19 protein-coding genes are annotated in these 22,626 nt (G+C 70.7%); 8 read left to right on the top strand and 11 right to left on the bottom strand.

Annotation, left to right across the window (positions count from 1 at the left end):
• Positions 1–603, bottom strand: a complete 603-nt coding sequence (locus tag ACIQLK_RS11660; protein WP_400364964.1) for a response regulator — start codon at positions 601–603, stop codon at positions 1–3.
• The gene (locus ACIQLK_RS11655; protein WP_400364963.1) at positions 600–1,796 is read right to left on the bottom strand and encodes a sensor histidine kinase; all 1,197 of its coding nucleotides are present in this window, start codon (positions 1,794–1,796) and stop codon (positions 600–602) included. The genes ACIQLK_RS11660 and ACIQLK_RS11655 overlap by 4 nt, the downstream gene beginning before the upstream one ends.
• A 152-nt stretch (positions 1,797–1,948) precedes the next feature.
• Here ACIQLK_RS11655 and ACIQLK_RS11650 point away from each other — a divergent pair, with 152 nt between their 5' ends.
• A complete protein-coding gene (locus ACIQLK_RS11650; RefSeq protein ID WP_400364962.1) occupies positions 1,949–2,449 on the top strand; it encodes a small multidrug efflux protein in 501 nt (166 codons plus the stop codon).
• 1 nt (position 2,450) lies between these two features.
• Here ACIQLK_RS11650 and ACIQLK_RS11645 read toward each other — a convergent pair whose 3' ends face one another.
• The gene (locus ACIQLK_RS11645) at positions 2,451–3,965 is read right to left on the bottom strand and encodes an FAD-dependent oxidoreductase (protein WP_400364961.1); all 1,515 of its coding nucleotides are present in this window, start codon (positions 3,963–3,965) and stop codon (positions 2,451–2,453) included.
• Between the two features lie 74 nt (positions 3,966–4,039).
• Here ACIQLK_RS11645 and ACIQLK_RS11640 point away from each other — a divergent pair, with 74 nt between their 5' ends.
• The 4 genes from ACIQLK_RS11640 to ACIQLK_RS11625 are packed head-to-tail and all read left to right on the top strand — an operon-like array spanning position 4,040 to position 8,302.
• On the top strand, positions 4,040–4,705 hold the full coding sequence (locus tag ACIQLK_RS11640; RefSeq protein ID WP_400364960.1) for a TetR/AcrR family transcriptional regulator: 666 nt from the start codon (positions 4,040–4,042) through the stop codon (positions 4,703–4,705).
• Positions 4,706–4,764: 59 nt separating this feature from the next.
• A complete protein-coding gene (locus ACIQLK_RS11635; RefSeq protein WP_400364959.1) occupies positions 4,765–5,991 on the top strand; it encodes an acyl-CoA dehydrogenase family protein in 1,227 nt (408 codons plus the stop codon).
• Between the two features lie 47 nt (positions 5,992–6,038).
• Complete coding sequence (locus ACIQLK_RS11630) at positions 6,039–7,079, top strand: ATP-dependent DNA ligase (protein ID WP_400364958.1); 1,041 nt, start codon at positions 6,039–6,041, stop codon at positions 7,077–7,079.
• Between the two features lie 44 nt (positions 7,080–7,123).
• Positions 7,124–8,302, top strand: coding sequence for an AI-2E family transporter (locus ACIQLK_RS11625; RefSeq protein ID WP_400364957.1), 1,179 nt, complete (start codon positions 7,124–7,126; stop codon positions 8,300–8,302).
• Positions 8,303–8,308: 6 nt separating this feature from the next.
• Here the strand turns inward: ACIQLK_RS11625 and ligD are convergent, their stop codons facing one another.
• From ligD to ACIQLK_RS11585, 8 genes are all read right to left on the bottom strand, one after another.
• Complete coding sequence (gene ligD, locus ACIQLK_RS11620) at positions 8,309–9,322, bottom strand: non-homologous end-joining DNA ligase (RefSeq protein ID WP_400364956.1); 1,014 nt, start codon at positions 9,320–9,322, stop codon at positions 8,309–8,311.
• A gap of 55 nt (positions 9,323–9,377) precedes the next feature.
• On the bottom strand, positions 9,378–10,442 hold the full coding sequence (locus ACIQLK_RS11615) for a hypothetical protein (RefSeq protein WP_400364955.1): 1,065 nt from the start codon (positions 10,440–10,442) through the stop codon (positions 9,378–9,380).
• A gap of 54 nt (positions 10,443–10,496) precedes the next feature.
• Positions 10,497–11,732, bottom strand: coding sequence for a hypothetical protein (locus ACIQLK_RS11610; protein ID WP_400364954.1), 1,236 nt, complete (start codon positions 11,730–11,732; stop codon positions 10,497–10,499).
• A gap of 97 nt (positions 11,733–11,829) precedes the next feature.
• Entirely contained in the window at positions 11,830–14,280 is a 2,451-nt protein-coding gene (locus tag ACIQLK_RS11605) for an ATP-dependent helicase (protein ID WP_400364953.1), read from the bottom strand.
• 58 nt (positions 14,281–14,338) lie between these two features.
• The gene (locus ACIQLK_RS11600) at positions 14,339–15,442 is read right to left on the bottom strand and encodes an aromatic acid exporter family protein (RefSeq protein WP_400364952.1); all 1,104 of its coding nucleotides are present in this window, start codon (positions 15,440–15,442) and stop codon (positions 14,339–14,341) included.
• A gap of 92 nt (positions 15,443–15,534) precedes the next feature.
• Entirely contained in the window at positions 15,535–17,076 is a 1,542-nt protein-coding gene (locus ACIQLK_RS11595; RefSeq protein ID WP_400364951.1) for a glycosyltransferase family 2 protein, read from the bottom strand.
• Positions 17,077–17,141: 65 nt separating this feature from the next.
• Positions 17,142–17,822, bottom strand: a complete 681-nt coding sequence (locus ACIQLK_RS11590; RefSeq protein WP_400364950.1) for a LuxR C-terminal-related transcriptional regulator — start codon at positions 17,820–17,822, stop codon at positions 17,142–17,144.
• The gene (locus ACIQLK_RS11585) at positions 17,815–19,083 is read right to left on the bottom strand and encodes a PspC domain-containing protein (protein ID WP_400364949.1); all 1,269 of its coding nucleotides are present in this window, start codon (positions 19,081–19,083) and stop codon (positions 17,815–17,817) included. Before ACIQLK_RS11585 ends, ACIQLK_RS11590 begins: the two co-directional genes overlap by 8 nt.
• Before the next feature lie 113 nt (positions 19,084–19,196).
• Between ACIQLK_RS11585 and ACIQLK_RS11580 the strand changes: the two genes are divergently transcribed.
• The 3 genes from ACIQLK_RS11580 to ACIQLK_RS11570 all read left to right on the top strand — a co-directional run bounded on the left by ACIQLK_RS11580 (position 19,197) and on the right by ACIQLK_RS11570 (position 22,561).
• The gene (locus ACIQLK_RS11580) at positions 19,197–20,648 is read left to right on the top strand and encodes a PspC domain-containing protein (protein WP_400364948.1); all 1,452 of its coding nucleotides are present in this window, start codon (positions 19,197–19,199) and stop codon (positions 20,646–20,648) included.
• Positions 20,645–21,004: a hypothetical protein gene (locus tag ACIQLK_RS11575; RefSeq protein WP_400364947.1), complete on the top strand. Its 360-nt coding sequence runs from the start codon at positions 20,645–20,647 to the stop codon at positions 21,002–21,004. Before ACIQLK_RS11580 ends, ACIQLK_RS11575 begins: the two co-directional genes overlap by 4 nt.
• A gap of 87 nt (positions 21,005–21,091) precedes the next feature.
• On the top strand, positions 21,092–22,561 hold the full coding sequence (locus ACIQLK_RS11570) for a serine/threonine-protein kinase (protein WP_400364946.1): 1,470 nt from the start codon (positions 21,092–21,094) through the stop codon (positions 22,559–22,561).
• The last annotated feature ends 65 nt before the right edge of the window (positions 22,562–22,626 follow it).

Here is a 22,626-nt window from a genome sequence, read left to right as displayed (position 1 = left end):
TCAGATCCAGCCGCGTTCGCGTGCCGTGATCGCCGCCTGCTGGCGCGTCGCGAGTCCGAGCTTGCCGAGGATGGACGACACGTGGTTGCGGACGGTTCCCGCCGACAGGTGGAGGGATGCCGCGATGTCGGCGATCGTCTCTCCCCGGGCACCCGCGCGCAGCACATCGAGCTCGCGGCCGGTCAGGGGCGAGCGTTCGTCGCTCAGAGCGTCGGCCGCGATCTCGGGATCGACGTATCGACGCCCTGCCGCGACCTCGCGTATCACCGCGGCCACGTCGCCCGCGGGTCGGGACTTCGGGACGAACCCGTCGACACCGGCGCTCAGCGCGCGACGTAGGACGCCGGGGCGGGCGTGACGGGTGACGACCACGCAGCGCGCCGGGACGCGCTGACGGATGCGGGCGGCGGCCTCGACGCCGTCGATCCCGGGCATCTCGAGATCGAGCAGACAGACGTCCGGGCGCAGCTCCAACGCGCGGGCGACGGCAGCTTCGCCGTCGGCGCACTCCGCGACCACCTCGAGGTCGTCCTCGAGCCCGAGCAGGGCGGCCAGCGCCGTGCGGATCATGTCCTCGTCGTCGGCGATCAGCACGCGGATCATGCGGCACTCCTGTCGACCGGCAGGGTCACCACGAGCTCGAACCGCTCTTCGTCCCGGCTCGACGCGACGTCACCGCCGGCCACGCCGACGCGGTGTGCGATCCCCTCGAGACCCGCTCCCGAGCCGATAGCCGAGCCCGGCCCCGGATCGTTCACCATCGTCAGTCGCCACGCGTCGCCGGTTCTCGCGAGTCCGAGCCGCGCCCACCGACCGCCGCCGTGCTTGAGCACGTTGGTGGTGCACTCGCGGATCACCGGCCCCAGCAGGTCGGCGGGAGCGGATGCCGCATCCCTCGCGACGTCGAGCGTGACCGACACTCCGGCCGCCCGCAGCAGATCCGCCGCGTTGGCGAGCTCGTCGGGCAAGGGCACACCGCGGAAGCGTCCGGCGAGCGCGCGCGTGCCGTCGCGCGCCTCGTCGACGGAGGTCCGGGCCAGCGCGATCTGGCGGGCGGCGGCATCCGGGTCCCGCCCGATCATGCGCTCGGCGAGTTCGAGCTGCAGGGCGATGACCTGCAGATGGTGCCCTTGCAGGTCGTGGAGCTCCCCGGCGAGGCGGAGACGCTCCTGGACGGCGGCGAGGCGCGCTTCGGTGCGGCGGGCGCGGTCGAGTTCGAGGACGACGTCCCACGACCAGAGCGAGAGCGCCTGCGTCATCGGGAGCGCGACGGCGAAGAACACGAGCACGAAGGCGTCGCTTCGCGACGTCGAGGCGGTCTGCTCGGCCACCCACAGCACGACGAGGGCGATCTCGAGCAGCACGACGCCGCGCCACCGGATGCCGGGGCCCCAGCGGATCAGGCAGAGGGTGGCTCCCACCAGCGCGGCACCGAGGAGCGCCGAGCCCGCCACGACGCCGAGAACCACTGAGGCGAGGACCGCCGCGACGACCGGGAGCGAGAGGAACCGGCGCCGCCAGGATGGGCGGTCGCCGTCGTCGAGGTCGCCGTCTCGGCGATACCGGGTGAGGAGCAGGACCGTCGCCGCCAGGACGACGACCGCCGAACCGACGAAGGCGACGAGGGCGACGGGGCTGCGCCACCCCTCACGGGCGACGAGCACGACGAGTCCCCACACGACCAGGGTGCCGAGCAGGAAGAACACCATCGACGTGGCGATGTACCACCCCGTCGCCGCGACGCCGCGCGCGAGCGATGCGGCGGTTCGCGTCGGAGTCGGGTCGGGCGTGGTCACACGGCCACAGTACGTCCATGACGAATGTCACCCCTCGACGCGCAGGACCTCCCGCCGGAAGGTGACCCGACGACACTGCCGCGCTCGGGCCCCGGGCGGTGGACTGGGGTCACGGCGATACGAGATCCGATCGCCGACTCCGAGAGGACACCATGTCGAACCCCGTCTCCGACCTCGTCGCCGGCTTCCAGGACCTGGTGGCGCAGATGCCCGACCTCGTCCAGCCGCTCGTCGTCGCACTCGCCGGCGCCGTCCCCTTCATCGAGGGCGAGGGTGCCGCCGCGATCGGTGTCGTCGGCGGCATCCACCCCGTCATCGCCGCGATCGCGGGGGCTGCCGGCAACTTCATCTGCGTCGCGATCGTCGTGCTCGCGACCGCTCGTGTGCGCACCGCCGTGACCTCCCGCGCGGGGGCGGCGGAGAAGACGCCGTCGGCACGGTCCGAGAAGTTCCAGAAGGCGTACCACCGCTATGGGACGCCCGGCGTCAGCCTGCTCGGACCCCTCATCCTCCCGACGCAGTTCACGGCCGCAGCGCTCAAGGGCACGGGCGTCCCCACCCGGACGGTGCTGTTCTGGCAGGCAACGGCGATCGCGCTGTGGACGACCCTGGTGACGCTCATCATCACGGGCGTGATCGCGGCGGCATCCTGAGTCAGTCGACCGGTCGAAGGCCTCTCGTCGCGGGGCCTTCGATGCGGTCGCCGGACGCCGTGAAGCGCGACGCGTGCAGCGGGCAGTCCCACGTGCACTCGAGGTCGTTCCACTCCAGGATCCCGCCGAGGTGCGGACACACGGCGCTCACCGCCCGGGTCTCGCCGTCGGTGGTCGAGATCGCGACCGGGCGCCCGGCGCGCTGCGCGACGACGCCCTGGCCCTCGGCCGGCTGCGACACGGGCACGGCCTCGGCCTCGGCTTCCACCCACCCCTTCGCGGCGGCGAGACCGACCTTGGCGTTCTCGACCGCCCCCTGGGCGACGTCGGCGGGCATCGTGAGGCGCGTCCCGATCTGCGTCATCCACCGCGGACGTTCGCTCCTCCTCTCGCCGCGCAGCTCGCTGACGATGCGCAGCGCTGCCGCGGGCGCGTTCGTCAGTCCCCACTTCGCGTAGCCGGTTGCGAACCGGACGCGCCCCAGCGACCGGGGCATCGCGCCGATGAACGGGATGCGGTTGTGGGACGTGTAGTCCTGCGCCGACCAGCGGTGCGTCTCCTCACCCACCGGCAGGGTCTGCTGCGCCCACCGCGACAGGTCGTCGAGCATCGTCCGTTCGGACACGGCCCGCCCGACCGGGTGCCCCGCACCTCCGACGACGATCTGCGCGACGTCGGCGGGGCCGTCCTCGGGGAGGACCGTGCGCACCGAACGCGTCGGTTCGTCAGCCGAGAGGTACATGCCGTCCGGCAGCGGTGCGGTGAGGGTGAACGAGACGCAGGCCGACCGCATCCCGCTCACCTTGGCCCAGTAGAGACCGCGGTCGAGGATCGGGATGCCGGTGGCCACCACGACGCGGGCTCCGAACATCGTTCCCCGATCGGTCTCGACGCGGGGCTCGGGGAAGACCTTCACCCCGCTGACCTCGACGCCGAGGTGGAGGGTGCCGCCGGCGGCGACGAACGCGTCGGCGAGCGCCGCGAGCATGCGCATCGGGTCGATCGCCCGCTGATCGTCGAGCGCGACGGCGGCGGTCATCGGAACGGCGGCGGCGCGCAGCTCCTCCTCCTCCACGAGGCGCACCGCGAGCCCTGCTTCGCGAGCGGCGTCGTACTCCTCCACCACGGATCGCTTGCCCTCGTCGCCCTGCGCGTAGGTGTAGGCCGTGCGGGCGGTCAGCGGCACGCCGAGGTGCGCCGCGGTGTCGGTCATCCACGCGAGCCCGTCCCGGTTCGCGTCGACATAGGCGCGGACCAGGGATGCCGGGTGCCCCGATCGCAGCGACGAGAGCGTCGTGCCCTGCAACAGCGACACCTTGCCCGTGTTGGACCCGGAGGCGAGCTCGCCGATGCCTCCGCGTTCCAGGAGGGCGACGTCGACACCGGACCGCGCCAGTTCGTAGGCGGTGGCCAGACCGGTGAGCCCTGCACCGATCACGACCACCTCGTGACGTGCATCGGGCTCGAAGGGAGTGCCGGCGGTCTCGGACGGGTGCTGCTTCCACAGGGAGGACATCTGTCGAGTCAAGGGGAGCACGGACGCCGGAACACGGGCCTTGACAGAACAGGGTGCGCACTAGGCTTCCCTCCATGGCCGACGACCTCCGCCCGACGGGCAGCACCGTGGTGGCCGCCGCGCTCGCGCTGTTCGCCGAGCACGGCTACGAGCAGACCTCGGTCGAGCAGATCGCGCAGTCGGCAGGAGTGTCGCGGTCGACCTTCTTCCGCCAGTTCGGCGGCAAGGACGATGTCGTCTTCGCCGATCACGAGCTGCTGCTCGACCGGCTGCGCGCGTACCTCTCCCAGACGCACGAGAATCCGTGGGCGGCGGTGTGCGAGGCGTCGGTGCAGATCTTCCGGCACTTCGCGTCGGACCCCGAGGTCGCCCGCCTGCGGTACGCCGTCGTCCGGCAGGTGCCGTCGCTGCGCGACCGTGAGATCGTGACGGTCTTCCGCTACGAGCGGGTCTTCGACGAGTATCTGCGCCGCTCGGTGCCGGGGCTCGATCCCGTCGACGCCGTCGCGTTCGCCGCCGCCGTCACCGCGGTGCACAACCACGTGCTGCGTCGTCTGCTGCGGGGGTCCGCCCGCGTGCCCGCCGCCGTGCTCGAGACCGCATACGACGAGCTCCTGCGCCGGTTCGGCGTGCACCCCGAGCCCGATCGCGCGGCCGAGGACGACATCGTCGTCGCGACCTTCCCCCGGCGGATGCCGCCCGCCGAGGTCGCCCGCCGGCTCGGCGCGCTCCGCGACTGACCTGATACGGCGTTCCACACGATGTGGAACTGAATCTCAACCGAGCGTATCCTGGCGCGATGACCACTCCCCTGCCCGGCGGCGCCTCCGGTCGCTACGACGTGCTCGGCCGTCTCGACACCGACTACTACGCCGTCTTCGCCGACATCCCCGACGCGGACCGCGAGGTGTGGCAGCGGACGCAGGGTTTCGTCGACGAGGTCGGCGATCGGATGCGGGACGCGTGGGACGCCGCGGAGTACCCGCTCGACATCGCCCGGCGCTTCGGCGAGCTCGACCTGCTGAACGACGGCATCGACCACCCGCGGCTGACGCGCTTCTCTCCGCTGGCAGCAGGCCTGGTGAACATGGAGATCTCGCGCGGCGACGGGTCGCTCGGCACCGTCCTCGCCGTCCAGGGCGGGCTGGCCCTGCGCACCCTCGCCCTCTTCGGTAGCGACGAGCAGCAGGACCGCTGGCTGACCCCGGTCGCCCGGTTCGAGGTCCCGGCCGCCTTCGCCCTCACCGAGCCGGACCACGGCTCGGACTCGGTCTCGCTCGAGACCGTCGCGCGACGCGACGGCGACGAGTGGGTGCTCCGCGGCGCCAAGAAGTGGATCGGCAACGGGGCATCCGACGGCATCACCTTCGTCTGGGCCCGAGTGGACGCCGAGGGCGACGAGCACCACGGCAACGTCCGGTGCTTCCTCGTCGAACAGGACCGCCCCGGCTACACCGGCACCGTCATCGCCGGCAAAGCGTCGCTGCGCGGCATCCATCAGGCTCACATCGCCCTCGATGACGTCCGCGTTCCCGCCGACGCCGTGCTGCCCGGTACCCGGACGTTCAAGGATGCCTCGACCGTCCTGTACGCCACGCGTTCCGGCGTCGCGTGGTCGGCGCTCGGCCACGCGACCGCCTGCTACGAGGCCGCGCTGCAGTACGCGCAGCAGCGCGTGCAGTTCGGCAAGCCGCTCGCCCGTTTCCAGATGGTGCAGGAGCGTCTCGCGCACATGCTCGAGGACCTCACCGCGATGCAGCTGTACTGCCGACGCCTGGCCGATCTCGAGTCATCCGGCGGACTGCGCCCCACGCAGTCTTCGCTGGCGAAGTACCACAACACCCGGGCCGCACGTCGCGTCGCCGCGACGGCGCGCGACCTGCTGGGCGGCAACGGCATCCTGCTCGAGAACGGCGTCATGCAGCACATGGCCGACATCGAGGCGATCCACACGTACGAGGGGACCGAGTCGGTGCAGGCCCTGCTGCTCGGACGGGACATCACCGGCGTGAGCGCCTTCGCCTGACCCGCAACCCCGTTCCGGTGGCGATGCCGGATAGGCAGGATGGGCGCATGTACGAGATCCCCGCGCCGATGCTCGCGAAGTCCGTCCCCGCAGTCCCCGACCCGGCCAGAACCGCCGGTGGATTGCTGTACGAACCGAAGTGGGACGGGTTCCGTGCGCTGATCGGCTGGGACGGTTCGGACGTCGAGATCGGATCGCGGGGGTCGAAACCGCTCACCCGATACTTCCCCGAACTCGTCGATGCGATCTCGCGTGTCGTACCAGAGCCCTGCCTGCTCGACGGCGAGATCGTCGTCGCAGACGGGGAACCGGGATCGCAGCGCCTGCAGTGGGAGCAGCTGTCGCAGCGCATCCACCCCGCGGCGTCCCGGGTCGCGATGCTCAGCGAGACCACGCCGGCCATGTTCGTCGCCTTCGACCTGCTCGCTCGCGGCGACCGCGACCTGCGCGACGAGCCCTTCTCGGAGCGCCGCGCCCAGCTCGAGGACCTGCTGCGCGATGTGCCGCATCCGATCCACCTCACCCGCACGACGACGGATCGGGCCCTCGCCGAGAAGTGGCTCGCCGATTTCGAGGGCGCCGGGCTCGACGGCGTCGTCGCGAAGCCGCTCGCCCTGCCGTACGCCCCGAACAAGCGTGCGATGTTCAAGATCAAGCACGCCAGGACCGCCGACGTCATCGCCGTCGGCTACCGCATCCACAAGAGCGGTCAGGGCGTCGGATCGCTCCTCGTCGGCCTGTACGACGGCGACGGGAACCTCCGCCAGGTGGGCGGAGTGGCCGCGTGGAGCAACGCGCGCCGGCTCGAGCTCATCGACGAGCTCGCCCCGCTCGTGGTCCGCGACGACGACGGCGAGGCGGTCACCGGCGAATCGGACCGGTCGCGGTTCACGGCGTCGAAGGACACCTCCTTCGTGCGGTTGCGCCCCGAGCGGGTCCTCGAGGTCGCCTACGACCAGCTCGAGGGCGACCGATTCCGGCACACGGTCCAGTTCCAGCGCTGGCGCCCGGACCGGGATGCCGCGTCGTGCCGATTCGACCAGCTCGAGACCGTATCGGCCTACGATCTGGCCGACGTGCTCGACTGAGTCAAGGGTCCTCTTTCGAAGAGGCGGGTCGATAGGGTCGCCTCATGGGCCTCTTCTCGTCATCTCCCCGATCGGTGCGTCTCGATGACGGGCAGCCCGTCCGCACGGCCGCAGCCGGCAAACCCGCGAGCATGTGGTCCGACGGCTTCGGCACCCTCGCGACACGCTCGCTGCAGGTCATCATCGTCGCGGTGATCGCGACGGCCCTCATCCTCGGGATGCTGCAGCTCACCGTCGTCGTCATCCCCGTCCTGCTCGCCCTCATCATCGCCTCGGCGGCGGCGCCCCTCATGGCCTGGCAGCGGCGTCTCGGCATCCCCTCCGTGTTCGCGACGATCCTCACCCTGCTGGCCTTCGTCGTCGTGCTCGGCGGAATCGGCTGGCTCGTGGTCAACGCCGTCCAGAACCAGTTCGACGAGCTGTCCAAGAAGGCCCAGGACGGCTTCCAGAGCGTGCTCGCCTGGGCGGAGTCCCTGCCGTTCGACATCGACCAGAAGCAGATCGACGAGTGGGTCGGGAACGCGACCGACTTCCTCACCAGCGCGCAGTTCGGTTCCGGAGCCCTCGCCGGCGTGAGCGCTGTGGCGAACTTCCTCACCGGCCTGGTCCTCATGATCGTGACGCTGTTCTTCTTCTTGAAGGACGGCCCGAGGCTCTGGGAGTTCCTCATCCGCCCGTTCCGCGGATCGGACTACGACCGCGCCGTGCGCGTCGGCCACAAGGCCGTCCAGACCTTCGGCGCCTACCTCCGCGGTACCGCGGCCGTCGCGGCCGTGGACGCGATCGGCATCACGATCGGTCTGCTCTTCCTGCAGATCCCCCTCGCCCTCCCGCTCGGAGCGCTCGTGTTCGTGCTCGCGTTCATCCCGATCGTCGGCGCGACCGTGGCGGGCATCCTGGCGGCGCTGGTCGCCCTGGTGACCAATGGTCTGGTCGCGGCGATCTGGGTGGTCGTCATCGTCGTCGCGGTCAACCAGCTCGAAGGCAACTTCCTGCAGCCGTTCCTCATGGGTCGGTCGATGAAGCTCCACGCGTTCGCCGTGCTCATCGCGCTGACGATCGGCACCGTCCTCGGCGGGATCGTGGGTGCCATCCTCGCTGTTCCCCTCACCGCCGCGGCATGGGGCATCATCCAGGTGTGGGACGGCCCGAACACTCCGGCCCGCTGGGCGCGACGCCGTCCGCCCGTCGAGGAGAGGGTCGACACGGTCGTCGCGGGCTGAGGCCTGTCAGTCCCTCTTCGCGCGGGAGGGCTGCACCCGCGGCGGTTCGCCCGGCATCTTGGGGAACTCGGGCGGGAACGGCAGTTCGCCGAGACCCGCCTCGAGGTCGCGCTGCCACCACTCCAGCAGCGTGTCGATGCGGCCGGGTGATTCCTGCAGGTCCTCCCACGGGTCGCCGGTCGCGGCGAGGCGGTCGGGCACCGTGCGCACGGTGAATGCCGCGGGATCGACGCCGGCGGCGAGCTCGTCCCACGAGATGGGGGTGGCGACGGTCGCGCCGGGGAGCGCGCGCGGGCTGTAAGCGCCGGCCATCGTGCGGTCGCGGTTGGCCTGGTTGAAATCGACGAAGATGCGTTCGCCGCGCTCTTCCTTCCACCAGTTGGTGGTGACCTTCTCCGGCATCCGTCGCTCCAGCTCGCGTCCCGCAGCTATCACCGCATGGCGGACGTCGAGGAACTCGTGCGTCGGCTCGATCGGGCAGAAGAGGTGGATGCCGCGATTGCCGCTCGTCTTGAGCCAGGACTCGAGCCCCGCCTCACGGAGCACCTCGCGCAGGACCGGCGCGACGGCGGCGGCCTCGGCGAAGCCCGTGCCGGGCTGCGGGTCGAGGTCGATGCGCAGTTCGACGGGGTTGTCAGTATCGACGGCCAGCGAGGCCCACGGGTGGAAGACGACCGTGTTCATCTGCACAGCCCAGACGACCGCGGCGGCCTCGTTGAGGACGACCTGCGGATGCCGCCGGCCACTGTTGTAGGTGCACATCACCTGGTCGACGTAGTCGGGGGCACCCTTCGGAGGATTCTTGGAGAAGAAGCTCTCCCCATCGACGGTGTCGGGAAAGCGCTCGAGCGAGACGGGTCGGTGCCCGTTCGCCCGGAGGAACGGTTCCGCGACCGCGATCACGTACTCGGCGAGCTCGTGCTTCGTGATCCCCGGTTCGGGGAAGACGATCCGATTGGGGCTCGAGAGCGACAGCTCTCTGCCTCCGGGAAGCTGCAGGGTGATCCGCTCCGACGCCATGCGGCCACCCTAGGTGCGGGCCGCGGGTGCGGCCAGGGGCTTGCTCCTCGCCGCCTCAGTCCTCGTCGGACTCGGCGGCGGCGTCGACCGTCTCCGCGGCGTCGGCGATCGTGATGAGCGGATCGAGGTCCTCGCGCTCGAGCCGGATCCACGGCCCCGCGGCATCGACGAGGAAGCCGCTGAGCTCCGGTTCGCTCTTGAGCGCCTCGCCCAGCTGCGCGGCGGTCAGCGGCATGGGCTGATCCTCGCGACGGAGGGTGAGGATCTCGAGCGGGTGCGAGAAGACCTGCAGGTAGCGGGTGCCTTCGGCGGATCGCGCCTCGGCGACGCCCATGCTGCCGTCGGGACGACTGCCTGCCGCGATCCACCCGCCGCGGGTTACGAGCGCATCGATCACGGCGCGCGCCGTTTCGGGGGTCCGCGGCCCTGCCAGCAGGTTCTTGATGGTGAAGTCGGGGTCGGCCTGGTCGAGGGCACGCGAGATCAGGCCCGTCGGGAGGATGATGCGACGACCGGGGCCGGCGTGATCGAAGACGATTCCGTCGTAGCCCGCATCGACGACGTTCCGCAGCACGTTCTGCGCCGGCTGACCGAGGACCGACGTGTTGGCGGCCTCCGGGTCGTCGCCCAAGCCCGCCTGCAGAGCAGCGGCACCCGTGTACGCGAGCAGGAATTTCTTGTCGTTCATGATCGAGATCGCGAGGCGCAGCGGTTCTCCCGCGGCGACCTGCGCCTGTGCGTCACCCATGATGCGGAGGTACAGGGTTCCTTGAAGCGCCTGGCGCGTGACCCCGAGGATCGCCGCGTTGTCGGGCTCTTCGGGCGCCTCCATGAGCGCGGCGAGGAGGAGGGAGTTGTCGGGCATGCCCGGACGACCCTCGGTCCGCTCCGGGGCGGTCTCCTCGACCTGCGGCAGCCGCTGCTGCACGGGCGGCGGCACGGGCTGCCCGTAGGTCGACATCGAGATCGGCACGAACGGCACGTCCTCGGCATCCGCCTGCTCCGCGGCGACCGCGGCGCTCACGTCCTGCTGCACGTCGGACACGTCCGCCTGCGCGTCGACGGGAACCTCGTCGGATCCGTCGGAGTTCTTCTTCGGACGGCGGGAGAACAGAGCCATGTGCTCAGCGTACGCGGGTCGCGCAGGGCTCAGCCCCGCGCGACCCGCATGCTGTCACCGCTTGGCGGCTACCGCGGCTGTGGCGCGCGAGGTGGTGCTCACCGTCGCGTAGCCGGACTTCGTGCCGGTGACCTTGACCGTGATCTTCTTGCCCTTCAGGTTCGACGACACCGTGAAGGTCGGCTTCGTCGCCTTCGAGATCGCCATGCCGTTCGCGTACCACTGATACGACAGACGCGTGCCCGCGGTCCATCGACCGGGCTTGGCCGTCAGCTTCTGACCGACCTTTGCGCTGCCTGAGATCGTCGGCGTCGCCGACAGCGCGACCTTCGCGGTGGCCTTGGACGCCTTCGAGGTAGTGACGTGACCGGCTTTCTTGCCGGTCACCGTGACGGTGATGTTCTTCCCGACGAGCGAGGACCCGACCTTGTACGTCGACTTCGTGGCGCCGGTGATCTTCTTACCCGAGGCGTACCACTGGTACGAGAAAGTGGTTCCCTTTGCCCAGGTGCCCGTCTTCGCCGAGAGGGCAGCGCCCACCGTGGCCGTGCCGCTGATCGACGGCGTGCCCGACGGGAGCGCGGCTGCCTTGACGGGTGTGGTCTCGAGCGTGCGCTTGAACTGGATGGTCTCATCCGACGGCGTGCCCGTCGGATAGAGGTAGGCGTAGACATCGACCGAGACTCGCTTGCCCACGGCGTTCGCGCCGAGGGTGAGAGTGGCGGAGGTTCCCTCCTGCAGGAGGTCGTCCCCCGCGTACCACGCGTACTGGAGCTCGGTATTCGCGGGCCACGCGCCCCGCGACACCGAGAGTTTGTTTCCAACGACCGCCGAACCGGAGATCACCGGGTTGCTGGCGACCTTCCCGACCTGGTCGACGTTCGCGTCGATGTCGGTGACCGGCGCATCGCTCACGGGCACGCCCCTGCCGTCTGCGAGGGTCAGCGAGTCGTCGTACCACTCCATCCAGCTGGTGACAGTCTCACCGTCGTCGTAGCCCAGCTCGTTGAAACCTACGTGGTACGTGCCGGCTGGAAGTCCCGTGATCGCATACGTGCCGTTCGACGCGATCTCGCCGTAGTAGACCTCGTACTCCGAGCCGTTGTCGAGCCAGGCGGTTACGAGGCCGTTGCCTTTCGCGATCTGATCGCCCGTGACCTTGCCCGAGATGGCACCGGTCGGTGCCGCGTCCTCGGCGAGGGCTGCCTGCGGCAGCGCCCAGATCGTGCCCGTCAGAAGTGCCGCGCCGGCTGCGAGCGCAACCGTACGACGGCGCAGCGATGCGCCCATTCATTTCCCCAGTCCCGCGACCCCCGTCGCGCGCTATCAGCGAATTCCCAGCGAATCGCTGGGCACAGTCTGACACATCGTGAGACCGGCTCTGTGCTCAGAGCTTCGTGATCGGCGCGACCTTGATCAGGAGCTTCTTGGGGCCAGCCGTGTCGAAGCGGACGTGGGCGACGCGCTTCGCGCCCTCGCCCGTCACCATGTCGACCTTTCCCTCGCCGAAGTCGTCGTGACGGATGCGGTCGCCTGCCGACAGCTCCATGTCTCCGTTGTCGCGGATCTTGGCCGGGATGCGGTTGGCGAACTTCGCGAGCGCATCGGACTTCTCCCGCGGCGGGAGCGGCACGAGGTCGTCGCCGTACCGACTCGACCCGCCGAAGCGCGAGCCCCCGCCGGGGCGGCCGTTGAGCGCTCGCGACTGCGTCCCGCCCCGCGAGTTCACGTCGCCGGGCGACTGCCGCCAGTCGATGAGCTCGTGCGGGATCTCTTGCAGGAACCGGCTCGGCATCGCCGCGGAGACCTCGCCGAACTGCGCGCGGGTCATCGCGAGCGAGAGGTGCAGTCGCTTGCGAGCACGCGTGAGCGCGACGTAGAACAGGCGCCGCTCCTCCTGGGGACCGCCCGGCTCCCCCGCCGAGATGCGGTGCGGGATCAGGTCCTCCTCGACACCCGTGACGAAGACCGCGTCGAACTCGAGCCCCTTCGCGGTGTGCATCGTCATGAGCGAGACCGAACCACTGGCGTCGTCGAGGTCATCGGCATCCGACACCAGCGTCACCTCGGTGAGGAAGTCGAGCAGCGTCCCGTCGGGGTTGTTGCGGGCGAACTCGCGCGTCACGGCGACGAGCTCGTCGAGGTTCTCGACGCGAGCCTCGTCCTGCGGATCCTTCGACATCCGCAGCGCGTCGTAGTATCCGGATTTGTTGAGCAGAACCCGCAGCCCCTCGGTCACCGACGTGGACGGAGCGATCTCACCCGAGCTCGGGAGCATGATCTCGGATGCCTCGACGAGGACGGCGTCCAGCTCGGCGATCGCCTTCTGCACCTTCGCCCCGACGCCGAGGGCAGACGCATTGGCGAGGGCGTCGCGGAAGGTGATGCCTTCGGACGCCGCGTACCGGCCGATCGCGGTCTCGGTGACGTCTCCGATGCCGCGACGGGGCTTGTTGAGGATGCGGCGGACAGCCATCTCGTCGGCGGGGTTCGCTACCGCGATGAGGTACGCCATCGCGTCCTTGATCTCGGCCCGGTCGTAGAACTTCGTGCCGCCCATGATCTTGTACGGGACGGCGGAGCGGATGAAGATCTCCTCCAGTGCGCGGGACTGGGAGTTCGTCCGGTAGAACACTGCGACCTGCGAGTAGTCGACACCCTTGCGATGGAGGGCCTCGATCTCGTCGGCGACGAACTGCGCCTCGTCGTGCTGCGAGTACCCGGTGAACCCGATGATCGGGTCGCCGTCACCGACGTCCGTCCAGAGCTTCTTGTCCTTGCGGTCGAAGTTGTGGCCGATCACCGCGTTCGCGGCGGACAGGATGTTCTGCGTCGACCGGTAGTTCTGCTCGAGGAGCACGACCTTGGCGCCGGGGAAGTCGCGCTCGAACTCGCTGATGTTGCGGATGTCGGCGCCGCGGAAGGCGTAGATCGATTGATCGGAGTCGCCGACGACGGTGAGCGAGGCACCGTCGACCTCGGGCGCCTCGTCGGGCTCGAAGATCATCATGCCGCCGCTCGAGAACGCATCACCGGCCTTGCCGACGACGGGTCGGGTGAGCTCGTGGATGAGCGCGTACTGCGCGTGGTTCGTGTCCTGGTACTCGTCGACGAGGACGTGCCGGAACCTCTTGCGGTACACATCGGCGACGTGAGGGAACGCGCGGAAGAGATAGACGGTCTGCGCGATGAGGTCGTCGAAGTCGAACGCGTTCGCCTTCTGCAGCGAGCGCTGATAGTCCGCGAAGATGTCGACGAAGACGCGCTCGGAGGGGTCGCTCATGTTCGCCTGCCGCGCGTAGGACTCGGCGTCGGCGAGCTCGTTCTTGAGCTTCGAGATGCGCCCCTGGACGGCCGCGGGAGTGAAGCCGAACGAGTCGCCCTCGTGCTCCTTGACGAGTCGCTTGATGAGGGCGCGCGAGTCGCCCGAGTCGTAGATCGTGAAGCTCTTCGTGAAGCCGAACTGGTCGGCCTCGCGGCGCAGGATGCGCACGCACGCGGAGTGGAAGGTGGAAATCCACATGCCCTGCGCGCTGTCGCCGACGAGCTGCCGCACGCGCTCGCGCATCTCTCCCGCGGCCTTGTTGGTGAACGTGATCGCCAGGATCTGGCTCGGGTAGGCCTCGCGGGTGCGCAGCAGCGAGGCGATGCGCCGCGTGAGCACGCTCGTCTTGCCCGAGCCCGCACCCGCGACGATCAGCAGGGCCGGCCCCCGGTGGGTGACGGCCTCGCGCTGAGGCGGGTTGAGGCCGGCGAGGAGGTCCTCGTCGGGGCGGGAACCGCCCGCGGGGCGGGGCGCTCCGGCGCCGACGATGACGGGCTTGATGGAGTCGCTCATGTCCCCACGAGTCTACGTTCGACCACCGACATCGACGCCCGGCGTCGTCGGCGGGAGCTCACGCCAGCGCGTCGGACACCCGCCGCGAGATGTCGGTGATGCGCCCGAGCGTGGCGGCGATCCACAGCCCCGGCTGATCGTGCGCGTCGGCGGTCGCGTCCGGGGCGGGCAGAGACTCCGCATATGCGTCGATGGCGTGCCACGCGGCATCCACCCTCGCGGACATCTCTTCGTCGGCGGGCGGCGTGGCCATGAGCTCCGCGACCCGGCGCATCGCGGCGTCGAGCAGGGCGGGATCTCCGTGCCGTTCGTCGAGGCGTTCGTGCTGCCCGAGGACGTCGAGCAGGTCCCGGGTGAGGTACGCCGCCCGCTCCAGCCCCCACCATCGCTGCGCGTTCTCGTCGTGGACCCCGCCGACGCCTCGCGCGCGGATGTTGGCCCGCTCCGACCGGGACGCCTCGTCCACATCGGCGGCCACGGCGATGACGAGCTCGGCGAGCGCGTCACCATCTTCACGCAGGCTCGCGAGGTCCGGTTCCGCCTCGCCCGCCGAGTCCGCCGCGCGATCGAGAGCCGACGAGACGGCGGCGCGCAGCTCGGAGAGCCGGTCGCGAGCGGACTGAAGATAAAGAGGAGGGACGAGCACGAAGTTGGCCACGACGCCGATCAGCACACCGAATGCCATCGTCGCGAGGTAGGACGATGAGAAACCGTCCGGGTCGTTCCTGCTCAGCAGGAGCACGAAGAGGCCGGCGAGTGCGACCCAGTCGCGTCCGACGCCGAGGGCACGGATGCCGCCGATCGCCACTCCGATGAGCACCACGAGTCCGAGGGCGACGATCCTGGGCGCCCCCGCCGCGACGAGGGCCAGCCCGCCGAAGCCGAGCGCGATGCCGCAGGCCAGTCCGATCAGCGACTGGATGCCGGCTCGAGCGGAATCGGCGACCGTCGGATACATGCTCACGAGCACGCCGAGGGGCGCGTAGTAGGAGTAGTCGGCATCGGCGAACGGCACGAGCGGGGCGAAGAACCAGGCGACCCCCGCGGCGAGAGCGGTCTTGAGTGCCAGGATCAGGCGTCGGGGGGTGAAGACGTCCCCGCCGGCTCGGCGCAGACCGAGCGCCAACTGCGCCGCCGTCAGGCGGGGGGTGTAGCGGGGCATGCGGGGCACGGTACCCGGGCCCGGGGTGTCGGCGCGCGCCCCTTGCGTCCGCGCGGTCGGCGTCGTACGGACGGCCGGCGGACTCACGACGATCAGCCGGCGAGCGTGCGCGAACGGACCACGATAGCCGCCGGCGGGCGGTGCACTGTCATCGTCGACCGGCGAGGGGCCGGCACCGGGACGAGCACCCGATCGGTGCGCGCGCGACGCAGCATGCCGACGGTGAAGAGCGCGGCCAAGGTCGCGGGTCCGAGCGGTCCCCCCGCGGCGAGCAGCGAGCCCGAGACGATGACGGCACCGACCGCGAGCACCGGGACGAGGATCATCTCGTCCTTGAGCAGCGCTGCCGTCTGCGCCATCCCGCGCCGAGTTGCGGTCTTCGGCGTCACCCAGAAGGTCGCGCGTCGGCCGAGGGCGGTACGGACGACCGCGCCGAGGACGACGAACGTCGTGGATGCGTAGAGGAGGCCTGCGGCCAGCGCGAAGGCGAGTCCTGCGGCGAGTCGCTGCGATCGTGCCCGGCGCACCGCCTCGGGCAGGAGCGGTGACGCTGCGGCGAAGGCGGACACGATCATGACCCAGATCGGGGGCGGCGTGCCGGTGCCTGCGAGCGCGGCCCCGGTCACGAGGGTCGCGGCCCCGGCGAGAGCGGTCACGGGCACGAGAGCCGTCTCGAGCGCCAGGTCCAGCGCTTCGCGCAGGCGGAGCCCCCGCATCCGGCCCGGGCGGCGCAGGAACTCGACGGCTCCCTCGGCCGTCTTGCGCATCTGCACGCGGAAGGCCGCGTAGTCGATCGGATAGTCCTCGGTGAAGGCGACGTCGGCGTCGACGACCCGCCAGCCGCGGCGTCGCAGCCGCACGGTCATGGCGAGGTCCTCGGCGACCGCCTCGGGGAAGCCGTCGACGTCCTCGATGGCCGCGGCCCGGACGAGGGCCCCGCGTCCGAGGAATGCGGTGACCCCGTGCGCTCCCCGCCCGCGTCGGGTGACGCCGAGGTGGGTCGCGAGGAGGGGCCCGAAATAGCGGGCGAACCGGCTCTTGCCGATGGATGCCGCGGGCGAGGCCTGCGCGACGGCGACCGTCGGATCGGCGAGCGCCGCCGCGCAGACCCGCGCGACTCCGGCATCCAGGACGACGTCGCTGTCGCAGATGAGGTAGGCGTCGTAGCGGCCCTGGAGCTGCGCGATCCCGGCGTTGAGGTTGCCGGCTTTGAAGCCCGACCGCACCCTGCGACGGATCACGCGCCACCCCCGGGCGGCGGCGAGCGCGTCGACGCGCGCTCGCACGCCCTCGTCCCGGGAGTCGTCGAGGAGGACGACGTCGACGGGAGAGTCCTGACGGGAGCTGCGGATGATCGCCGCCTCGTCGAGGTCGTCGCAGATGCACACGAGCAGCGCGATCCGCTCGGCTCCTCTGCCCGCGGCGTCGACCGGGACGTTGCGCCGGCTGGACGAACGCATCCACAGTCCTACCGCCCGGCCGCCCGCGATCCAGGTGATCGCGCTCGCGACGGCGAACGACACGGCCAACGGGGACTCCTGCGAGGCGGCCCACACGACGACGAACACGACGAGCGCCGCCCACACGGCACCCACGACGAGGGTCGACGCCCGGTTGCGGAAGCGGGAAATCACATACGGAGTATATGTATACATAGAATCTTTTTTCCGGGATGCCGCGGCCCCGCCCCCGGGACGGCTCACAGCAGCCGCCGCTCGGAAGCCCACGCGGTGAGCTCATGGCGCGACGACAGCTGCAGCTTCCGGAGCACCGAAGACACGTGGGTCTCGACGGTCTTCACGGAGATGAACAGTTCCTGCGCCACCTCTTTGTAGGCGTAGCCACGGGCGATGAGTCGCATGACCTCCTGCTCGCGCCCCGACAGTCGGTCGAGCTCGTCGTCGACGGCGGCGGTCTCCCCCGCCGCGGCGCCGAAGGCGTCGAGGACGAACCCCGCCAGCCGCGGCGAGAACACGGCATCCCCGCTCGCGACGGCGTGCACGGCGCGGCTGACATCCGCGCCCGAGGATCCCTTCGTGATGTAGCCGCGCGCACCGGCGCGGATGACCCGGACGACGTCCGCGGCGGCATCCGACACGCTGAGAGCGAGGAATCGCGTCGGCGTTCCCGTCGAGCCGAGGATGACAGCCTCGCCGCCGAGCGAGTGGAACGTTCCGTCCGCTCCCGGCAGGTGGACATCGAGCAGCACGACATCGGGGCGCTCGGCGGCGATGATCGCCACGGCGCCGTCGACGTCGGCCGCTTCGCCGACGACGCGGACGGAGGCGTCGAGGTCGGCCCGCAGACCCGACCGGAAGATCGAGTGGTCGTCGACGATCACGACGCGCAGGCGCTCGCGGCCTGTCGTCGCGTCAGTCACGCCGCCCTCCCGTCGGCAGGCTCAGCCGTACCTCGGTGCCCGAGACATCGGGAACCGACCGGATGACCGCGGTCCCGCCGATGCGCCGCATCCGTCCGATGATCGACTCGCGCACGCCCCAGCGGTCCGCGGGCACCGCGGCCGGGTCGAAGCCGGCACCGCGATCGCGGATGAAGACGTCCACGGCGGATGCCGCCCCCTCGATGTACACCGAGATCTCGCCGCCCGCGTGCCTCGCGGCGTTGAGCATCGCCTCTCTGGCGGCGGCCGCGAGCTCACCGCTCGCGCGCTCGGTCGAGGTGCCGGTCGAGACGACGTCGATACGGACCGGGTAGTCGAGCTCCAGTGCGCCCGCGTAGTCGCGCAGGTCCGTCGCCAGGTCGCTGTCGGCGGGCGAATCGCCGTCGTACAGCCAGGCGCGGAGCTCCCGCTCCTGGGCGCGCGCGATGCGCGACACCTCGCTCGAGGCCTCCGACCGGTTCTGGATGAGCGCCAGCGTCTGCAGCACGGAATCGTGCAGGTGTGCCGCCATGGCCGCCCGCTGCTCCTCGCGCACCCGTCCGATCCGGTCGTCGACGAGCTGACGCCAGGCCTGGAGGAGAGCGGATGCCGCGATGACCACGGCACCGATGAGGGGTAGGACGAGCTCACCGAGGACCGCGCGCACGCCGCGGACGTCAGCCAGCGGGAGCATGGTCAGGAAGACGACCGCGAGGCCCGCGACGGCGAGGAGGCGCACGGTCCCGGCGTGACGGGGACCGCGAGCGGGGTCCACTCGGTCGATGACGCCGCCCCAGACGCCGGCCGCGGTCGCGAACATCGTCGCCGACCACACCCACGGCTCGGTCGGCCAGAACGCGAAGGTGTACCCATGCGGTCCCACGGGCGGGAGGTCGACACGGACCATCCCGTCCTGCGACGCCGCCGCCACCGCACCCGCGACCGCGATCCCCGCGACGCCGAGCGCGAGCCAGGCCACCGGTACCCGCCGAGTGGGTGTCGCGTCACCGGAGGTCATCGGCATGAACATCCAGCACCAGACGTAGAACAGGACGCCTGCACCTCCCGCGAGAGTGCCTGCGATGAGCAGGACGCGCACGCGCGTTACCGCGACACCGAGATGGTCGGCGAGCCCGACAGCGACCCCGGTCACCGCCATGGCTCGCGGTCGCGCGAGAGGCGGCCGGGTGGGGCGCCGCCCGGGGCGCGTCGGGCGCACCGGCCGGGCCGCGGCATCCGACGCCGTCGCAAGGGAGGACATGTCCACATCAAACCATCGGGCCCGGCCGGAGGACATCATCCGGAAGAGGGATCAGGGACCGATCAGGGTGACCCCTGATAGCGGCCCTGTAGCTCCACCGGCATGCTCGGAACATGCCCTCGCCGCACACCAGCGCACCGCCCACCGAACTCCCGCCCGCTCCCGGACGCGGCGACCGCTTCTTCGAGTGGACCTCGAGTCTCGGCGTGATGCGCATGGACGGCTGGTTCGGCGGGGTTGCCGCCGGCACGGCCGCACGGTGGGGAGTCGACCCGCTGATCGTGCGCGGCATCCTCGTGGTCCTCGCGGTCATCGGCTTCCCCGTGACGCCGGTCTACGGAGTCGCCTGGGCGCTCCTGCCCGACGCGGCCGGCCGAGTCCTCGCGCGGGAGGCCTGGCACCGCCGATTTCACACCGGACAGGTCGGAGCGCTTCTGTTCCTCGCCGGGTCGTTCGTCCCCCCTCCATTGCCCCTGCTGTTGGGCATCCCGAGCCTCGCCCTCCTCGGCGGCGCCTGGTTCGGTGACATCGGTGTGGGCATCCTCCTCCTCGCGGCCGGCGCGATCGCGGTCTCGGTCGTCGCCGTGCTGATCGCACCGCGGCGCGCCCGGTCGACCATCGCGCCCGCCGGGCCGGGTGCCGCGGAGCAGGATGCCACCGAGGCGCCCCTCGATCTCGACGCGCCGGCCGCACCCACGACGCCCGCCGACTCCGCCACGGAGGACGATCTCGCGCGGTGGCGCGAGCAGCACGCGGCGTGGAAGGAGCAGGATCAGGCGTGGCGCCGGGAGCAGCAGGATGCCGCGCGATCCGCGCGTGACCAGTTGCGCCGCGAGCGCCAGGAAGCCGCCGCGGCCTTCGCGGCCGAGGCTGCAGAGCGCCGTCGCGAGCGGCATGCGGTCGCGCCCCGTGCGCCGCTCGCGTTCGTCGCTCTCGCCCTCGGGGCGGCAGTGATCGTGGGGACGATCTTCGCGCTGTCGACAGCGGGGGGCGATCCGATCGCCGCCGGATTGTTCGCCGCGGCAGTGGTCCTCGCGGCGGCGATGACGGTCGCCGGTGCCCTACGGCGCCGGAGCGGGTTCCTCGCCTTCGTCACCGCGGTCACCCTTCTCGGGGGCGTCGCAGCCGTCGCAGTCACGGTCGGGCGGGAGCTGCACGTCGACACCGGGAGCGTGTCGAACGCCGATGCCCCCATCGGCACGTTCCGGCAGCCGTGGGGCACTCTGTGGGTCAGCCTCGAGGACACAGGGCGCGACGGCACGATGCATGTCCAGAAGCGCTTCGGGGCGACGTACGTCACCGTGGCCGACGGGGTGCGCCTGGATCTCGAGATCGTCACCACCCATGCGAACGGCGGCATGTCCGTCGCCGATGGGTACGTCGGGCTGCGCGACATAGACGGAATCGTCATCACACCGCTCGCAGACGGCCGCATTCGCTACACCGCCGCTCTGGGCGACACCGCGGCACCGCTGACGACGCAGAGGCTGCTCGTCGAACAGGACTCGGGCTACATCCAGATCGAGCTGGATGACGCCCCCGGCTCCGAAGGGAACCCGTCATGACCGATGCATCCGCCGCCCCGCTCGATGATCTCGAGCCGGCGATCTCCGACGGACCCGCGGCATCCACTCCCCGGACCGACGGACCCCGGACCCGCTGGGCCGCGATCGTGTGGGGTCTCACCTTCGCGGCGATCGCCGCCGCGGGATACTCCGTCACCTCGTCCGCCCGCGCGATGACCGTGCTCACCGACGCCGTCGCTGAGGCGCGGATCGGCCCCGCTGTCGCGATCGGGCTGCTCGTCATCGGCGGGCTGGTGGCGGTCGCCGGCGTCGCGGGTCTGCTGCGAGCCGGGCAACGGTCTTCAGCGCGACGCCGCTTACATCAATCCGATCACGAGTCAACCCGCCAGACGTGACGCTGTCGACCCTTTACGTTCGTGGTGTCGCTTTACCCGGGTGGCACAGGAGCGGACGTCAAGGTCCGGAGTATCGCAGGAGTGGCCGTGACCGAATCGTCCGACGAGTACGCGACGTCGGGCATGCTGGACGGACGGTACGTCCTCGGTCCCTGCGTGGGGCAGGGCGGCATGGCACGGGTGTATCGAGCAGAGGATGTCGTCCTCGGCCGCACCGTCGCGATCAAGATCATGCGGACCGAGTCCGAGAACCCGGCGATCCTCCCCCGCGCGCGCACGGAGATGTCGCTGCTCGCATCGTTGAACCACCCCTCCCTCGTCACGCTGTACGACGCGAAGATCGTTCCGGGACAGCCCGAGTACCTCGTCATGGAGTTCATCGAGGGCGAGTCGCTCGCCGTCGCGCTGAAGGACGGCCCTCTGGATGCCGCAGAGACGGCCGGTCTCGTCGCCGAACTCGCCGCGGGCCTCGAGGTCGTTCACCGCTCCGGCATCGTCCACCGGGATGTGAAGCCCTCGAACGTCCTCTTGGCACCCTCTCATCTACCCGGCCGCCGATTCTGGGCGAAACTGGCCGACTTCGGCGTCGCCTATCTCGCCGACAGCACCAGGCTCACGACACCGGGCACCGTCATCGGGACCGCGGCGTACCTCGCACCCGAGCAGGTGCGCGGCGAGCCCGCCGGTCCGCCCGCGGACGTCTACGCGCTGGGGCTCCTCGCCCTCGAGACGATCACGGGCGGTCGCGCGTTCCCCGAGGCCTCGGGCATCGGGCGCGTGATGGCGCGACTGGTGCAGACTCCTGAGATCCCCGCCTGGCTGGGGCCGGAATGGTCCGCACTGCTGGGCCAGATGATCGCGCGGGAGCCCGGCGACCGCCCGACCGCGGCAGAGGTCGCGGAGCGTGCGCGGTCTCTCCCGACGAACCTCGTCCGAGTCCCGCGCCCTGCGACCTCGATCCTCGAGCAGGAGACGCAGGCGCTCGAGGTCCCCTCCGCGAAATCCCCGTCCACGACGCTCGCGGCGAGCGTTGCGCCGGCGCCCCTGGCAGCGAGCGCGCCACCATCCGATGTCGCAACCCAGGGACTCTCCCGTCGGGCCAGCCGATCGCGGCGACGCGGCCGCCGCTCGCGGGCGTGGATCCTCGCCGGCGCGGTAGGGATCATCGCCGCGATCCACATCGTCCTGCTCAGCTCGTGGTGGGCCGACGGCACCCCCGGCGGCCGCCCCGCACCGGAGGAGACCGTCAGCGAACCGACGGCGCCCGCCCCTGCGGAGCTCGTCGTCGACGGCGGCGAACCGGCCGTCGTGACGCTCGACACCTCGAGCGGCGACCGGACGGACGAACCTGCACCGAAGGCCTCCGATCCGACACCGACGAACGCCGAGCCTCAGTCCCCCGCCCAGGAGAACGCCAACGAGAGGGCGAAGGAGCGCGCGAACGAGAACTCCGCGGTCCACGGCGACAAGAGCACCGGCAACAGCAACAGCAACAGCAACAGCAACAAGGGCAAGGGCAACAACAACGGCAACGGCAACGGCAAGAAGGGTCAGTGAGGCCGTCACACACGGACACGCCGCGTCATGTGCGGTCATCCGTTGCGGCGACGTCCGCCGTCCGG

Source organism: Microbacterium sp. NPDC091382, assembly GCF_044757025.1.
Classification (GTDB): domain Bacteria; phylum Actinomycetota; class Actinomycetes; order Actinomycetales; family Microbacteriaceae; genus Microbacterium.
The sequence above is the reverse complement of the archived record's forward strand: the minus strand, read 5'-3'. Positions and strand labels throughout refer to the sequence as shown.

Bases quoted from the DNA above. Each gene is read 5' to 3' on its own strand.
- ACIQLK_RS11605 (WP_400364953.1), bottom strand. From the start codon at position 14,280: ATGAGCGACTCCATCAAGCCCGTCATCGTCGGCGCCGGAGCGCCCCGC.
- ACIQLK_RS11650 (WP_400364962.1), top strand. From the start codon at position 1,949: ATGTCGAACCCCGTCTCCGACCTCGTCGCCGGCTTCCAGGACCTGGTG.
- ACIQLK_RS11610 (WP_400364954.1), bottom strand. From the start codon at position 11,732: ATGGGCGCATCGCTGCGCCGTCGTACGGTTGCGCTCGCAGCCGGCGCG.
- ACIQLK_RS11660 (WP_400364964.1), bottom strand. From the start codon at position 603: ATGATCCGCGTGCTGATCGCCGACGACGAGGACATGATCCGCACGGCG.
- ACIQLK_RS11615 (WP_400364955.1), bottom strand. From the start codon at position 10,442: ATGGCTCTGTTCTCCCGCCGTCCGAAGAAGAACTCCGACGGATCCGAC.
- ACIQLK_RS11630 (WP_400364958.1), top strand. From the start codon at position 6,039: ATGTACGAGATCCCCGCGCCGATGCTCGCGAAGTCCGTCCCCGCAGTC.
- ACIQLK_RS11580 (WP_400364948.1), top strand. From the start codon at position 19,197: ATGCCCTCGCCGCACACCAGCGCACCGCCCACCGAACTCCCGCCCGCT.
- ACIQLK_RS11600 (WP_400364952.1), bottom strand. From the start codon at position 15,442: ATGCCCCGCTACACCCCCCGCCTGACGGCGGCGCAGTTGGCGCTCGGT.
- ACIQLK_RS11575 (WP_400364947.1), top strand. From the start codon at position 20,645: ATGACCGATGCATCCGCCGCCCCGCTCGATGATCTCGAGCCGGCGATC.
- ligD (WP_400364956.1), bottom strand. From the start codon at position 9,322: ATGGCGTCGGAGCGGATCACCCTGCAGCTTCCCGGAGGCAGAGAGCTG.
- ACIQLK_RS11645 (WP_400364961.1), bottom strand. From the start codon at position 3,965: ATGTCCTCCCTGTGGAAGCAGCACCCGTCCGAGACCGCCGGCACTCCC.
- ACIQLK_RS11625 (WP_400364957.1), top strand. From the start codon at position 7,124: ATGGGCCTCTTCTCGTCATCTCCCCGATCGGTGCGTCTCGATGACGGG.
- ACIQLK_RS11640 (WP_400364960.1), top strand. From the start codon at position 4,040: ATGGCCGACGACCTCCGCCCGACGGGCAGCACCGTGGTGGCCGCCGCG.
- ACIQLK_RS11635 (WP_400364959.1), top strand. From the start codon at position 4,765: ATGACCACTCCCCTGCCCGGCGGCGCCTCCGGTCGCTACGACGTGCTC.
- ACIQLK_RS11585 (WP_400364949.1), bottom strand. From the start codon at position 19,083: ATGTCCTCCCTTGCGACGGCGTCGGATGCCGCGGCCCGGCCGGTGCGC.